Here is a 15,738-nt window from a genome sequence, read left to right on the forward strand (position 1 = left end):
TTCCGGGATGGTGCGCAAACACCAGACCCGGAATCTCGAGATTCCGGGTTCGATGCTTCGCATCGCCCCGGAACGACGGAGAGAAAAATCTATCCCCCCACGAACTCGTCCCGCCGATACCCCTGCGCATAGAGCAACGCGGTGAGATCGCCATGATCGATCCGCGCTGCTGCCGCAGCCGCCACGGCCGGCTTGGCGTGATAGGCGACGCCCAGCCCCGCCGCCTGGATCATGGCGAGATCGTTGGCGCCGTCGCCGACCACGACCGAGTCAATGTCGTCGAGATCGAACGACTCCATCAAATCCACCAGCGTCGCGAGCTTCGCGGCGCGGCCCAAGATCGGCTCCTTCACTTCGCCCGTGAACTTGCCGTCGCGCACGACGAGCTCGTTGGCGCGGTTCTCCTGAAAGCCGATCCTGGCGGCGACCGCCCTCGTGAACAGCGTGAATCCGCCGGAGACGAGACAGGTGTAGGCGCCGTTCGCGCGCATGGTCGCGACCAGTGTGCCGCCGCCCGGCGTCAGCGTGATGCGCCTGGCCAGCACCTCGTCGACCGCGCTGGCGGGCAGGTCCTTGAGCAGCGCAACGCGCTCGCGCAGCGCCGGCTCGAACTCGATCTCGCCGCGCATCGCGCGCTCGGTGATCGCGGCGACATGCGCCTTCACCCCGACGAAATCGGCGAGCTCATCGATGCATTCCTGGCCGATCATGGTGGAATCCATGTCGGCGAGAAAAAGCTTCTTGCGCCTGAAGCCAACAGGCTGCACGACGATGTCGATGGGCAGGTCGCCGCGGAGCTCGCGGAGCCGTTGCTCGATGGCGTGACGGTCGCCTTCGAGGTTACTGTCGGCGCCGAAGGGGATGTCGACCGCAACCCCGTCGAACAGCCAGTGCGCGGGCGCCGCTTGTGGCAGCACGGCGCGGGCGCCGTCGACGATGGTCGAGTCGAGCGCGGGATTGTCGGGGTTGCAGATCAGCGTGGCAACGAGGGACATTTGAGGTTTTCGTGAGCGAGGAGCGTTCAAGCAAGGCCGTGCTTATCGCAGGCCCGACCGCCAGCGGCAAGTCGGCGCTGGCGCTCGAGCTTGCGCGCGCCACCGGTGGTACCGTCATCAATGCCGATTCCATGCAGGTCTACCGCGACCTCCGCATCATCACGGCACGGCCAACTGGGGCGGATGAGGCGCTCGTGCCGCATCGTCTCTATGGCCATGTCGATGCATCCGTGAATTTTTCGGCCGGTGTCTGGGTCGGCGACGCGGCGAAGGCGCTCGATGAAGCAAGGGCTCGAGGCCGTCTGCCGATTTTCATCGGCGGCACCGGGCTCTATTTCAAGGCGCTGACGGTCGGCCTCTCCGTGGTGCCGCCAATCCCTGCCGAGGTGCGCGACGATGTGCGCGCGCGGCTGGACTGCAACGGCGTCGAGGCCTTGCACGCGGAACTTGCGCGCCGTGACCCCGGTGCGGCCGAGCGATTGAACCTGCGCGACCGCACGCGGATTGCGCGCGCGCTCGAGGTGATCGAGGCAACCGGGCGTTCGCTGCTCGACTGGCACCGGGAGGGGCAGCCACCGCTGCTGCCGAAGGACAGTTTTCGCGCGGTGTTTCTCGCGCCCGAACGGGACGAGCTCTATGCCCGCATCGATGCCCGCTTCGACGCCATGTTGGGAGCCGGCGCGTTGAGGGAAGTCGAGCGGCTCGCCGCGAGACACCTCGATCCGCTGCTGCCGGCCATGAAAGCCCATGGCGTGCCGGCCTTGATCCGCCATCTGCGCGGCGAGCTCAGCCTGGAGGAAGCCGCCAGCATTGGGCGCGCCGACACCCGCCATTACGCCAAGCGGCAATTCACCTGGTTCCGGCACCAATTGCCGGATTTCGAATGGGTGAGGCCGGACGAGGCAAGGGGAGCGCTCGCGGCGATCGTGAATGTGGCGAGCCCGGGTTGACGCGCTTTTGTGCGTGGTTCCCGGAATTTACCTCTCGCCGAACCACGGGAACACCGCTACACTGCCAAAATCGCGCGGGAACGGCCGCATTGCCTTGACATCCGGGCTTTGGCCGCTATGTTTCGCGCAACCTTTGGGAAGCCGAGCGCCCGCCATGCGTAACATTATTGCCAAACTCCTTATCGCCGTCGTACCCAGGCACACCGCCGGGGGTGGCTAGCTGCCATCCACAAGACAGGCGGTGTGCATGGGCCCTCTTCGGGGCCTTTTTTATTTCCCGAACCCGACACGAACGAAGCCGCTGCCAACAGCGCATCCGGAGCAAGCCAATGAGCGACAAGAGCCACGATCCGAACCAGATGACCGGCGCCGCAATGATCGTCCGCGCGCTCATCGATCACGGCGTGACCGACATCTTCGGCTATCCCGGCGGCGCGGTGCTTCCGATCTACGACGAGATCTTCCAGCAGAGCGAGGTCCAGCACATCCTGGTCCGCCACGAGCAGGGCGCGGGCCACGCCGCCGAAGGCTATGCGCGTTCGACCGGCAAACCGGGCGTCGCGCTGGTGACCTCCGGCCCCGGCGCCACCAACATGGTGACGCCGCTCACCGACGCGCTGATGGACTCCATTCCGCTGGTCTGCATCTCCGGCCAGGTGCCGACGCATCTGATCGGCAACGATGCCTTCCAGGAATGCGACACCGTCGGCATCACGCGTCCCTGCACCAAGCACAACTGGCTGGTGCGCGACGTCAACGATCTGGCCAAGGTGCTGCACGAAGCCTTCTATGTCGCGACCTCCGGCCGTCCCGGCCCGGTGCTGGTCGACGTTCCCAAGGACGTGCAGTTCGCGACCGGCACCTATCATCCGCCGCGCAAGTCCGACGTGCACCGCTCCTATGCGCCGCGCGTGAAGGGCGATGCGACGCAGATCCGCAAGGCCGTGGCGCTGCTCGCGAGCGCCAAGCGCCCGGTGATCTACAGCGGCGGCGGCGTCATCAATTCCGGTCCTGAAGCCACCAAGCTGCTGCGCGAGCTGGTCGAGGTCACCGGTTTTCCGATCACCTCCACCCTGATGGGCCTCGGTGCGTATCCGGCGTCAGGCAAGAACTGGCTCGGCATGCTCGGCATGCACGGCACCTACGAAGCCAACATGACCATGCATGATTGCGACGTCATGCTGTGCGTCGGCGCGCGCTTCGACGATCGCATCACCGGCCGCGTCGATGCGTTCTCCCCGGGCTCGAAGAAGATCCACATCGACATCGATCCGTCCTCGATCAACAAGAACATCCGGGTCGACGTGCCGATCATCGGCGATTGCGGCAACATCCTCGGCGACATTCTCCAGGTGTTCAAGGCGGAGGCGAAGAAGCCCGACATCAAGTCTTGGTGGCAGCAGATCGCGCAATGGCGCGCCCGCAACTCGCTCTACTACAAGAAGAGCAACGACGTCATCCTGCCGCAGCACGCGATCCAGAGCCTGTTCGAGGCGACGCGCGGCAAGGACACCTACATCACGACCGAGGTCGGCCAGCACCAGATGTGGGCGGCACAGTTCTACGGCTTCGAGGAGCCGCATCGCTGGATGACATCGGGCGGTCTCGGCACCATGGGCTATGGCCTGCCGGCCGCGGTCGGCGTGCAGGTTGCCCATCCCGACAGCCTCGTCATCGACATCGCGGGCGATGCCTCGGTGCAGATGACGATGCAGGAGATGTCGACGGCCGTGCAGTACGAGCTGCCGATCAAGATCTTCATCCTGAACAACCAGTACATGGGCATGGTGCGGCAGTGGCAGCAGCTGCTGCATGGCAACCGCCTGTCGCATTCCTACTCGGAGGCGCTGCCGGATTTCGTCAAGCTGGCGGAAGCCTACGGCGCCGTCGGCCTCCAGGTGCACAAGCCTGCCGATCTCGAGGGCGCCATCAGGGAAATGATCTCGGTCAGGCGCCCCGTGCTGTTCGACTGCCGCGTCGCCGCGCTCGAAAACTGCTTCCCGATGATCCCCTCCGGCAAGGCACATAACGAGATGCTGCTGCCGGAGCAGGCCAACGACGAAGCGACGGCCAAGGCGTTCGCCGGCGGCAAGGCGCTGGTGTGAGGCCATGTTCGACCTGAACGAGCTCGAGCGCGCACACGCGATCGTGGGGCAGGCGGTGCCGGTAACGCCGGCGCATGCCTGGCCGCTGCTCGCTGAACGTCTTGGGACCGAGGTCGTCGTCAAGCACGAGAACCACACCCCGATCGGCGCCTTCAAGGTGCGCGGCGGGCTCGTCTATCTCGACCGGCTGAAGCGCGAGCGGCCGAAAACGCCCGGCATCATCTCGGCGACGCGCGGCAATCACGGCCAGAGCCTGGCCTTTGCCGCAGCTCGCCACGGCATTCCCGCCGTGATCTACGTGCCGCGGGGCAATTCGGCCGAGAAGAACCGCGCCATGAAGGCGTTTGGTGCCGAGCTGGTCGAGCATGGCGAGGACTTTCAGGCGGCCGCCGAGGAGGCCCAGCGGCGCGCCCAGTTTACCGGCCTGCACATGGTGCCGTCGTTCCACCCGGATCTCGTGCTCGGCGTCGCCACCTATGCGCTCGAACTATTCCGGACGGCGCCGGATCTCGACGTTCTCTATGTGCCGATCGGACAGGGCTCCGGAATTTCCGGCTGCATCATGGCGCGCGACCTGCTGGGCCTGCAGACCGAGATCGTCGGCGTGCAATCGACTGAGGCGCCGTCCTACGCGCTCTCGTTTGCTGCGGGCAGGATCGTCACGACCGAAACCAGCAATACGCTCGCCGACGGCATGGCGACGCGCATTCCAGACCCGGATGCGTTCGCCCTGATCCGCAAGGGCGCCTCGCGCATCGTGCAGGTCACCGACGACGAAGTCGCTGCAGCGATCCGCGCCTACTGGACCGACACGCACAATCTCGCCGAAGGCGCCGGAGCGGCCCCACTCGCCGCGGCACTTCAGGAGAAGACGAAACTGTCGGGCAAGCGCGTCGGTCTCGTACTGTCCGGCGGCAATATCGATTTCGATCTGTTCCGCCGTTGGGTCGGGACGGGCGCGCCAGCGATGGCGTGACGGAGAGACAAGAGGGGACGACAAGTGAACCAGCCCGCATCCGCCTACTTCATCGAGGACCGTCACGATCCCAACGAGACGCACACGCTCTCGGTGCTCGTGCAGAACGAGCCGGGGGTGCTCGCGCGCGTGATCGGCCTGTTCTCGGGGCGCGGCTACAACATCGAGAGCCTCACGGTCTCGGAGACCGAGGCCCAGAAGCATCTGTCGCGCATCACCATCGTCACCACGGGTACGCCGATGGTGATCGAGCAGATCAAGCACCAGCTCGACCGCATGATCCCCGTCTACCGGGTCGTCGACATGACCCTGACCAGGCGTTCGATCGAGCGCGAGCTGGCGATGGTCAAGGTGCGCGGGCAGGGCGAGCACCGGGTCGAGGCGCTCAGGCTGGCGGATGCGTTCCGCGCCCGCGTGATCGACGCTACCACCGAGAGCTTCGTGTTCGAGATCACAGGCAATACGGACAAGATCAATCAATTTATCGACCTGATGCGCCCGCTCGGCCTTGTCGAGGTGTCGCGCACCGGTGTTGCCGCGATCGGTCGCGGGCCTGAAGGGATGTGAGCCATGCTGGCGCGGGACTGGTACTACAACGAGCGGAACCGGATGGGGATCGAGCCCGCCGTGGCGTCGATCTACGACAACCATGACGATGCCGATCTGCGGGCGCGCGCCGCGCTGAAAATGCTCGGTGTGCAGCGCGGCTGGCGTATCGCCGATATCGGCTGCGGCAACGGCGTGCTGGCGACCGAGGCCGCGCTGATGGGCGCGGAGGTCGACGCCATCGACATCTCGCCGGCGATGCTGGCGCTCGCCGAGATCTACGCCCGCGACCGCAAGGCGCCCGTGCGCACCCAGTCGGCAGGCCTGCTCAGCTTCGCCTACCGCCCCGAGTCCTACGATCTGATCGTCAGCGAGTTCACGCTGCACCATCTGCCGGATTTCTGGAAGGCGGTGGCGATGTCGCGGATCTATCGCGCACTGAAGCCGGGTGCGAGCTTTTATCTGCGCGACATCGTCTACACAGCGATGCCTGACGCGATCGAGCGCGACGTCGACCAATGGGCCGACTTCCAGATCAAGAACCACGATTTCGCGCGGGAGAGCGTGGTGACGCATATGCGCGACGAATACTCCACGTTCGGCTGGGTGATGGAGCGGATGCTGACCGACGTCGGCTTCACGCTGGTCTCGGCCGATTACCACGCCCCCATGCACGGCACCTATCTGCTGCGAAAACCGAAAGCCGGCAAGCAAGGCTAGACGAGAACAAGAATAAGCAAGGCTGCACGACAAGACAGAACCGGAAAAAACAATGAAGCCGGCCGACATCCTCATCGCCGTCATGGTGGCGATCGTATGGGGGCTTGCCTTCGTGGCGAGCCGAATGGCGCTCGACGAGCTATCGCCGGAGCTGATGACGGCGCTGCGCTTTGCCATCGCCGCGGTGCCGTGCCTGTTCATTCCCAAGCCGAAGATCGCCTGGTCGCTGTTGATCGCGATCAGCTTCACGTTGTTCCTCGGCCAGTTCCTGAGCCAGGCCTATGGCATCGCCCATGGCGTGCCGGTGGGTTTGACCTCCGTCGTCGTGCAGAGCCAGGCGCTGTTCACGATCGGCTTCGCCGCGCTCGTCTTCGGCGAACGCCCGACGCCGGTGCAGACGCTCGGTATCATGATCGCCGCTGCCGGGTTGCTGATGATCTGCGGAACGGTCGGCTACGACTTCAGCGTTGCCGCCTTCGCGGTGCTGATGATCTCCCCGATCAGCTTTGCGGTTGGCAATCTCTTGCTGCGCCAGGCACGCGGCGTGCCGATGTTCGATCTTTTCGCCTGGCTGTGCCTCAGCGCCGCCGTGCCGCTGTTCGCGCTGGCACTGATCGCCGATGGACCGGCGCCGACCTGGACATCGCTGACACAGATATCCCTGACGACGGCGCTCTGCATGCTGATGCTCGGCGGCATTTCCACCAGCATCGCCTATTGGCTGTGGGGCCGCCTGCTGCGCGACTATCCGGCCGCGCAGGTGGTGCCGTTCGCGCTGCTGGTGCCGTTCGTCGGCTCGGCCGCCTCCAGCATCGTGTTCGGCGAGCGCTTCGGACCGTTGCGCCTGGCCGGCATGCTGACCGTGGTCGGCGGTATCGCCGTGATGGTGCTGGCGAGACGCCCGCAAGTCCTGCCGAAGACTGCGTGAGGTGAATATGACCTACTCGCTATTCTATGCCTTTCTCGCGTTCATGGTGGTGATGTACTTCACGCCCGGGCCGAACAACATCATGCTGCTGTCCTCCGGCCTCACCTACGGCTTCCGCCGCACCGTCCCGCACATCGTCGGGATCGTCATCGGCTTTGCCTTCATGGTGGCCGCGGTCGGCCTCGGGCTCGGCACGGTATTCCTGGCCTATCCGATCCTCCAGACCATGCTGAAATATGCCGGGGCCGCCTATCTCGTTTACCTTGCCGCTGTGATCGCCATGTCCGGTCCAACCAAGCCGGACGAGGGGGGCGGCCGCGGCCCGATGACCTTCTGGGGCGCGGCGATGTTTCAGTGGATCAACGCCAAGGGCTGGGTGATCGTCATCGGTACCATCACCGCCTATGCCGCAATCGCCCAATTCCCGCTCAACATCGCCATCCAGACCATGATCAGCCTGATCGTCGGCACGGTCTCGACCGTGGTCTGGGCTCTGTTCGGCACCGCGCTGCGCCCGGTCCTGACCTCGGCGCGGCTGGTCCGCGCCTTCAATATCCTGATGGCGGTCCTGCTGCTCGCTTCCCTCTACCCCGTTTTCATGGATGCATGATGTCGCGGATTTCCATGCAGAAACGGGTTTCCCTCAGGGCTGAAAATGCTCTAGACAGCCCCCGAAATCCGCAAATTTCACCATTCGGACACTGACCATTGGCCGATTTTCGGCCCTGAACGAGGAAACGACCATGCGTGTTTACTACGATCGCGACGCCGACCTGAACCTGATCAAGGGCAAGAAGGTCGCCATCGTCGGCTATGGCAGCCAGGGCCATGCCCATGCGCTCAACCTGAAGGATTCCGGCGTCAAGGAAGTCGCCATTGCGCTGCGCAAGGGTTCGGCCTCGGCCAAGAAGGCGGAGAACGCCGGCTTCAAGGTGATGGAAGTTGCCGAAGCCGCCAAATGGGCCGACCTCGTCATGATGCTGACGCCGGACGAGCTTCAGGGCGACATCTATCGCGAGCATCTGCACGACAACATGAAGAAGGGCGCCGCCCTGGTGTTCGCGCACGGCCTCAATGTCCACTTCAACCTGCTCGATCCGCGCGCCGACCTCGACGTGCTGATGATCGCCCCGAAGGGCCCCGGCCACACCGTGCGCTCGGAATATCAGCGCGGCGGCGGCGTGCCCTGCCTGATTGCGATCGCCAAGGACGTCTCGGGCAACGCCCATGACCTCGGCCTGTCCTATGCTTCCGCCATCGGCGGCGGCCGCGCCGGGATCATCGAGACCACCTTCAAGGAAGAGTGCGAGACCGACCTGTTCGGCGAGCAGGTGGTGCTCTGCGGCGGCCTGGTCGAGCTGATCAAGGGTGGCTACGAAACCCTGGTCGAAGCCGGCTACGCGCCGGAGATGGCCTATTTCGAGTGCCTGCACGAAGTGAAGCTGATCGTCGACCTGATCTATGAAGGCGGCATCGCCAACATGAACTACTCGATCTCCAACACCGCCGAATATGGCGAGTACGTCACCGGTCCGCGCATCATCACGGACGAGACCAAGAAGGAGATGCGCAAGGTTCTCGCCGACATCCAGGGCGGCAAGTTCGCCCGCGACTGGATGCTCGAGAACAAGGTCAACCAGACCTCGTTCAAGGCGACCCGCGCCAAGCTCGCCGCGCACCCGATCGAGGAAGTCGGCGCGAAGCTGCGCGACATGATGCCCTGGATCAAGAAGGGCGCGCTGGTCGACAAGTCGAAGAACTAAGTCGTCGCTCCCGGACGCAGCGCATCATGCCGTGGTGCGTTGCCGATCCGGGGGACATTGCGTTTCCTGGGTTCCGGCTCTGCGGCACATCGCTTACGCGCCGCGCCTCGTCCGGGACACGAGTGAACACAAGCTTCGCTCGCCAAACCAAATTTTAAATCTTCGCGCCTACGTTCGAGCGAGATCGCAAACGGCGATATCGTTCTTTCCATCCCGCGCGAAGCATTGCCGCTTCATTCAAATTCTTCGCGGGCCGACGGCGCCGGCCTGAATGCGAAGAACTGACATTTAAATCACATTCTTGAAATCGCGTGGTTTCTCGGATTTTTTGGCGACCTTCAGAACACCAAAAACGTCTGCATCTTCAGGGCCAAGGATTCGGCTCTTCATCCGTATTCTCATCTCGCGTCCATCTCATCGAGATCACTCGCCATTGCGTACCCGGCACCTTCGCTCCCACATGATCTTGCGGGGGAACTCCTGGAGAGAGGACCATGCGATCTGTCGTCGTCACCGGTGCGTCCACCGGTATCGGCTGGGCCATTGCGAAGTTTCTGGTCGCGCGCGGCTATCGCGTCTTCGGCAGCGTCCGAAAGCAGGCGGACGCCGACCGGCTCCAGGGTGAGTTCGGCGCCAATTTCACCCCGCTCCTGTTCGACGTCACCGACGAGGCCGCAGTCCTTGCTGCCGGGCGAACAGTCCGCGAAGCACTGGGCGGCGAGACGCTGGCAGGCCTCGTCAACAATGCAGGCATCGCGGTCGCCGGTCCCGTGCTCGAATTGTCGGCCGACGATTTCCGCCGCCAGATGGACATCAACGTCATCGGCCCCGTCATCGCGACACAGGTGTTCGGGCCGCTGCTCGGCGCCGATCCGTCGTTGAAGGGACCGAAGGGTCGGATCGTGATGATGAGCTCGGTTGCGGGCAAGAACGGCAATCCGCTGTCGGCGCCCTACTGCACCTCCAAGCACGCCATCGAGGGACTGTCGGAAAGCCTGCGCCGCGAGTTGATGCTGTTCGGCATCGACGTCATCATCGTCGCCCCCGGCGCGGTGAAGACGCCGATCTGGAGCAAGGCCGAACAGATCGATCTGTCCGTCTACAAGAACTCGCCCTATCTGCCGGCGCTCAACAAGGTGATGGCCTTCATGACGGAGCTCGGCGCGAAGGGCCTGCCGGCCGAGCGCATTGCCGAAATCGTGTTCGAGGCGCTGACCGCGGCAAGCCCCAAGGTGCGCTATCAGATCACGCCGGACCCGATGCGCCACGTGATCGCAGCCCTGCTGCCGAAGCGGACACTCGACCGCATCATCGCCAAGCGGCTCGGGTTGCTGCCGCAGTGATGCCGGCACGTCGCCCCACCGCCCCGCATCCGAAGCCGGGCCGTATCACCACGGTGATCTCGGCCGCGCTTTGATCGATGCTGCGCTGCAACTTGCGAATTGAGCAGAGGGTGCTCGACCTGTTCATCGCAGGGATCGCAAAGCCCTGGCACGGCCGGGCGGCTTCGGCAGCCGCCATGCGGCGCTTCGCCGCTTGCTTACATTGAGCCAAGGTCGGACCGCACCGCGCGTTGCCTGTCCTTGACGGTTCCGTTACAGTTTTATGACACGGTGCAGGCTTCCGGCTGCGCCGCGCCCTGGCCGGTCGGCTTGGCATCACCGGGCCGGAGTTGAAGTTTAGCGTATTTTCGATGGCGTCCGCGCCCAATCCTGGTCCTTCTGCCACGACCGCCGTGCTGGCGAGCGTCGCCGCGCTCGGCATCTGGCGCCTGCTCGCGGTTGCAGCGCCGCATCTTGCTGCGCTCGCGCTGATGTTCGAGACCGAGACCGATTTCGGTTCGCACCTGTCCTTCGCGCTCGCCTGGGGCATCCTGAACTTCTTCTGGATCACGCTGCTGCGACGGCCGGCGCTCTCGGGCGCTCTATCGCTGACCCTGGTCGTCGTGCTGGTTCTGCTGTCGCGGCTCAAGCACGACGTCGTGCAGATGACGGTGAACTTCATCGATCTGATGATGATCGACCGCGACACCGTCGCGTTCCTGTTCACGATCTTCCCGAATTTGCGCTGGTCGGTGATCCTGGCCGGCCTCGTCACGCTGCCGTTGATGTATTCGCTGTGGTGGCTCGATCCGTTCCGCGTCCGCCGCCTGCCGGCGCTGGCCTGCAAGCTCGCCTGCCTCGCCGGGCTTGTCGGGTATTCGCTCTATCATCCGGATGAAGCCTGGCGCGGCTACTACGACGACGGCTATCTCTCGAAATTCTTCCGCTCGGGCGTCACCGCGGTGTCGGACTTCGCGCAGTACGGTTTCATGGAGGCGGCCGCTGCGACCAATGAACGGCTCAACATACCGCTCGTCGATGCCTGCTATCCCGCCGGCCGCCGGCCGAACATCATCATGATCCATGATGAATCGAGCTTCGACATCCGTGCCGCGCAAGGGATCAAGGTGCCGCAGGGCTATGGCAGCCACTTCAAGTCCTGGGACGGGAAGCAGCGCACGTTCCTGGCCGAGAGCAATGGTGGACCGAGCTGGTTCACCGAATACAACGTGCTTGCAGGGCTCTCCTCGCGCTCGTTCGGACGCTTCGCCTATTTCGTGACGCGGATCGCCTCGAGCCGTGTCGAGCGCGGCTTGCCGCTGGCGCTGCGCCGTTGCGGCTACGACACGCTGTCGCTTTATCCCGCCTATGGCGGCTTCATGGGCGCGCGCGGCTTCCAGATGACGACCGGCATCGAGCGCTTTCTCGATGCGAGAGACCTCGGCGCGAAGGATGTCGAGCCCGACAGCTTCTTCTACGACAAGGCGCTCCAGCTGATGGGCCAGCAGCCGCCGAACAAGCCGCTGTTCACCTTCATCTATCTCGGCGCCAACCATTTCCCGTGGGAGACGCGGTTCCGACCCGACCTGCTGCCGAACTGGCGCGCGGCGGGCAATGCGCCGTTCATCGACGAATATCTGCGCCGGCAGGCCATGAGCGCCGAGCAGTACAAGGCTTTCGTCGCAGGGCTGAAGAAGACCTTTCCGGGCGAGCCCTTCCTGATCGTGCGCTACGGCGATCATCAGCCGGAGTTCGCGCCTGCCATCCTCGAGCCCGGGCTCGACGAGGGCGCACTCGGCAAGAAGCTCGACGCTTACGATCCGCGTCTCTACGCGACTTATTATGCGGTCGACGCCGTCAATTTCGAGCCGGTGAAAAGCGCGGCCGTGATGGACACGATCGACGGCCCCTATCTGCCGCTGGTGATCCAGGAGACCGCCGGCATACCGCTCGACCCGTCCTTCGCCGAGCAGAAGGAGATCATGCTCCGCTGCAAGGGTATCTTCTACGGCTGCAAGGACGGCGCCGAGGCGCGGCGGCTGAACCGGCTGCTGATCGACGCGGGGATGATCACGGGGCTGTAGCGGACGCGCTTGCGTCCCGTTTGCATTACGGCTTCGTAATCTTTTCCTCGCGCAGAAATTTTTGAACTAAAGTCTGAGCCGAATATGCCCGAAATCACCGACTTGTAATTGACGGGCCACTCCACTTCCAAAACTTCGTCACGATTGCTCCCATCATCCGACACGCCGTCACCATCGTCTTTCCGGCGGCGCGATGCCCATTCGTGATCCACCTTCCTTGCAGGAGTATCGTCCATGCGAGCGCTTGATGCTGCGCGTCTTGCATTTGCCCTCGTGCTGCTGAGCCCGGCCGTCCATGCGGCTGAAGCCACGCACGACATCAAGGGCCTCTATCTCATGACCGACTATCCGGCGATCACCGTGCAGCCCGGCACCACGACCAATGTTTCGCTGCGCTTGCAGGATTACGGTCTGGCGCCGGAACGTTACCAGCTTTCAGTCGCAGGCGTGCCGAGCGGCTGGACCGCGACGCTGCTCGGTGGCGGCCAGCCGGTCGGCGCTGCGATGCCCGCTGCTGATGGCAATGTCGCACTTCAGCTCAGGCTCGACGTGCCCGCCGGCAGCGATCTCAGCGCGCATACCGTCACGGTCCGGGCCGAAGGGCAGGGTGCAAGCGCGGAGCTTCCGATCGCGGTGTCGCTCGCAAAGGAGCTGCCCGCGAAACTAACCGTCAAGTCGAGCCTGCCCTCGCTGCGCGGCAGCCCGAAGTCCAATTTCGACTACACCCTTTCGATCAAGAACGATTCGGGCCGCAACCTCGTGGCAAGCTTCGCCGCAGAGGCGCCGACCAATTTCGAGACCTCGTTCACCGAGGCGTATGGCACGCAGGAGCTGTCCTCGATCCCCATCGATGCCGGGCAGTCCAAGGAGATCAAGCTGAAGGTGCGTCCGCCCACCACCGTCGACGCGGGTCATTTCCCCGTCAAGGTGACGGTGAAGGCGGAGGACACCTCGGCCTCCACCGAACTTGCGCTCGACATCGTCGGCCAACCCCAGCTCCAGATCACCGGGCGCGACGGCCTCTTGAGCGCGCGTGCGGTTGCGGGCAAGCAAAGCTCGATACCGGTCGTCGTCACCAACACTGGCACGGCACCGGCCGAGAACATCGCACTGGCCGGCACGGCGCCGAGCGGTTGGAAGGTGACGTTCGAGCCGGCGACGATCGATCGCCTCGTGCCCGGCAAGGACAGCGAGGTGCAGGCGCTGCTCACGCCCAGTGACAAGTCGCTGGCCGGCGACTATCAGGCCACCATCCGCGCGACATCGCGCGGGGAAAGTGCTTCCAGCCAGTTCCGCATCACCGTCGCCACATCGACGGTTTGGGGCGTTGCGGGCGCCGGAGTCATCGGCCTCGCACTCCTCTTGATGCTGGGCGCAGTAGCGAGGTTCGGACGCCGATGACCGAGCAACAGAGCGAGACCAGAAACGAGCGGCGAGATCTCGTGATCAGTGCGCGGGGGTTGACCAGACGCTATGGAAGAACCGTCGTCGTCGACGCCGTCGACTTCGGCATCGCCCGCGGCGAGGTGTTCGGCCTGCTGGGCCCGAACGGCGCCGGCAAGACGACGACCATCCTGATGATGCTCGGCCTGACCGAGATATCGTCCGGCGAGGTCGGCGTGCTCGGCTTCGATCCGGCGCGGGAGCCGCTGAAGGTCAAGCGGCGTGTCGGATATCTGCCCGACGCCGTCGGCTTCTACGATCAGCTCACGGCCGCTGAAAACCTCGCCTACACGGCCAAGCTGATGGGCCTCGCGCGCGCCGAGCGGGCAGGACGGATCGAGGCGGCGCTCGCCCGCGTTGGTCTCGCCGAGGTCGCCGCCAAGCCTGTCGCGACCTTCTCGCGTGGTATGCGGCAGCGGCTGGGCCTGGCCGAGATCATCGTGAAGCGCGCCGAGATCGCAATCCTGGACGAGCCGACCTCCGGGCTTGATCCGCAGGCGACGCAGGAATTCCTCGGATTGATCGGCGAGCTGAAAGCCGAGGGCGTCACCGTGCTGCTGTCCTCCCACATGCTCGACCAGGTGCAGCGTGTCTGCGATCGCGTCGCGCTGTTCCGGGCCGGGCGGATCGAGCTGATGGGAGCCGTGCCGGAGCTTGCGGTCAAGGTGCTTGGCGCGGGCTTCGTCGTTGAGGTCGAGGCCGAGGGGGCCGGCATCGCCCGGCGGCTTGCGCTGATCCCGGGCGTGACCAAGGTGGAGACCCTCGCGGACGACCGCTTCCGCATGACGGCCGAGCGCGATGTGCGGCCCGACGCGGCCCGCGCCGTTGTCGCGGTCGATGGAGCCCTGCGAAAGCTGTCGGTGGACGAGCCGAGCCTCGAAGCAATCTATGCGCACTGTTTCCAGGCGCAGCCCGCGGGAGACGTTCGTCATGCGGCGTGAGGGATCACCGTTCCAGGGACTGTCGACCGTGTTCGTCAAGGAGCTCGCCGATCACGTCTCCAGCATCCGGATGCTGATGCTGGAACTCCTGATCGTGTTCACGGCCTTGGCGGCGCTCTATGAGGCGATCAGCAGCCTCAGGCAGACCACGGCCGAGGATCCGTTTCTCCTGCTGCGGCTGTTCACGACCGACCAGGCGCCGCTGCCGTCTTTCGTCGCGATCCTCGGTTTTCTCATTCCGCTGATGGCGATCGGGCTCGGCTTCGACGCCGTCAATGGCGAGCACAGCCGGCGGACGCTGTCGCGTATCCTGGCACAGCCGATCTACCGCGACGCGCTGCTGATGGGGAAGTTCCTTGCGGCGCTTGCCACGATAGGCATCAGCCTTGCCGCCTTGTGGCTGCTTGTCATCGGTCTCGGTCTGCTCTTCCTCGGTGTACCTCCCGGCGGAGAAGAAATTGCAAGATCGCTGGTCTTCTTGGTCGTGGCGATCTTCTACGCTGGGGTCTGGCTGTCGCTTGCGATGCTGCTGTCCACAGTGTTCCGGTCGGCCGCCACGGCGGCGCTGGTCTCGCTGGGCATCTGGCTGTTCCTGACGGTGCTCTGGCCGATGCTGGCCCCGGCCGTGGCGCAGTTGATTGCGCCGTCCGATCCTCGCTATGCGCTGCTCGGCCTGAACGATCCGGCGACCGCTGTCTGGACGCAGGAATTGCTGAGACTGTCGCCGAACGACCTGTTCGGCGAGGCGATGCTGGCCGTGCTGTCGCCGACGACGCGCACGCTCGGGCCCGTGTTCCTCGATCAACTTCGCGGCGCCGTGATCGGCGCGCCGCTTCCGTTCGGCGAAAGCATCATGATCGCATGGCCGCAGACCGTCGGCCTCGTTGCCGGCACCATCATCCTGTTCGCGTTCAGCTATGTGCTGTTCCAGCGGCAGGAGGTGAGGGCGTGAGCGGATCGGCATC

14 protein-coding genes are annotated in these 15,738 nt (G+C 64.6%); 13 read left to right on the plus strand and 1 reads right to left on the minus strand.

Features of this window, described 5'->3' with window-relative positions; all coding sequences use genetic code 11:
* Positions 1–89: 89 nt before the first annotated feature.
* Positions 90–995, minus strand: coding sequence for a phosphoserine phosphatase SerB (gene serB, locus XH87_RS23795; RefSeq protein ID WP_271589110.1), 906 nt, complete (start codon positions 993–995; stop codon positions 90–92).
* Between the two features lie 11 nt (positions 996–1,006).
* On the opposite strand from serB, the gene miaA reads away from it, so the two are divergent.
* The 13 genes from miaA to XH87_RS23860 all read left to right on the plus strand — a co-directional run bounded on the left by miaA (position 1,007) and on the right by XH87_RS23860 (position 15,725).
* The gene (gene miaA / locus XH87_RS23800) at positions 1,007–1,945 is read left to right on the plus strand and encodes a tRNA (adenosine(37)-N6)-dimethylallyltransferase MiaA (RefSeq protein ID WP_271589111.1); all 939 of its coding nucleotides are present in this window, start codon (positions 1,007–1,009) and stop codon (positions 1,943–1,945) included.
* 329 nt (positions 1,946–2,274) lie between these two features.
* Positions 2,275–4,050: an acetolactate synthase 3 large subunit gene (locus tag XH87_RS23805; RefSeq protein ID WP_271589112.1), complete on the plus strand. Its 1,776-nt coding sequence runs from the start codon at positions 2,275–2,277 to the stop codon at positions 4,048–4,050.
* Positions 4,051–4,054: 4 nt separating this feature from the next.
* Positions 4,055–5,026, plus strand: coding sequence for a threonine dehydratase (locus XH87_RS23810; protein ID WP_271589113.1), 972 nt, complete (start codon positions 4,055–4,057; stop codon positions 5,024–5,026).
* A gap of 24 nt (positions 5,027–5,050) precedes the next feature.
* Positions 5,051–5,593, plus strand: coding sequence for an acetolactate synthase small subunit (ilvN, locus tag XH87_RS23815; RefSeq protein WP_035700291.1), 543 nt, complete (start codon positions 5,051–5,053; stop codon positions 5,591–5,593).
* A gap of 3 nt (positions 5,594–5,596) precedes the next feature.
* Positions 5,597–6,292, plus strand: a complete 696-nt coding sequence (locus tag XH87_RS23820; protein WP_035700289.1) for a class I SAM-dependent methyltransferase — start codon at positions 5,597–5,599, stop codon at positions 6,290–6,292.
* Between the two features lie 52 nt (positions 6,293–6,344).
* Entirely contained in the window at positions 6,345–7,220 is an 876-nt protein-coding gene (locus XH87_RS23825; protein ID WP_271589114.1) for an EamA family transporter, read from the plus strand.
* A 7-nt stretch (positions 7,221–7,227) separates the two neighbouring features.
* Positions 7,228–7,830, plus strand: coding sequence for a LysE family translocator (locus XH87_RS23830; protein ID WP_271589115.1), 603 nt, complete (start codon positions 7,228–7,230; stop codon positions 7,828–7,830).
* 133 nt (positions 7,831–7,963) lie between these two features.
* A complete protein-coding gene (ilvC, locus tag XH87_RS23835) occupies positions 7,964–8,983 on the plus strand; it encodes a ketol-acid reductoisomerase (protein WP_035700280.1) in 1,020 nt (339 codons plus the stop codon).
* A gap of 494 nt (positions 8,984–9,477) precedes the next feature.
* Positions 9,478–10,326 (plus strand): SDR family oxidoreductase, encoded by an 849-nt coding sequence (locus XH87_RS23840; RefSeq protein WP_035700278.1) that lies wholly within the window; start codon positions 9,478–9,480, stop codon positions 10,324–10,326.
* A gap of 350 nt (positions 10,327–10,676) precedes the next feature.
* A complete protein-coding gene (locus tag XH87_RS23845) occupies positions 10,677–12,389 on the plus strand; it encodes a sulfatase-like hydrolase/transferase (RefSeq protein ID WP_271589116.1) in 1,713 nt (570 codons plus the stop codon).
* Positions 12,390–12,623: 234 nt separating this feature from the next.
* The gene (locus XH87_RS23850; protein ID WP_271589117.1) at positions 12,624–13,790 is read left to right on the plus strand and encodes a COG1470 family protein; all 1,167 of its coding nucleotides are present in this window, start codon (positions 12,624–12,626) and stop codon (positions 13,788–13,790) included.
* Positions 13,787–14,773: an ABC transporter ATP-binding protein gene (locus XH87_RS23855; protein WP_271589118.1), complete on the plus strand. Its 987-nt coding sequence runs from the start codon at positions 13,787–13,789 to the stop codon at positions 14,771–14,773. Before XH87_RS23850 ends, XH87_RS23855 begins: the two co-directional genes overlap by 4 nt.
* On the plus strand, positions 14,763–15,725 hold the full coding sequence (locus XH87_RS23860; RefSeq protein ID WP_035700271.1) for an ABC transporter permease: 963 nt from the start codon (positions 14,763–14,765) through the stop codon (positions 15,723–15,725). The genes XH87_RS23855 and XH87_RS23860 overlap by 11 nt, the downstream gene beginning before the upstream one ends.
* Positions 15,726–15,738 lie beyond the last annotated feature (13 nt).

The sequence above is a fragment of the Bradyrhizobium sp. CCBAU 53415 genome, from assembly GCF_028128735.1.
Lineage (GTDB): Bacteria > Pseudomonadota > Alphaproteobacteria > Rhizobiales > Xanthobacteraceae > Bradyrhizobium.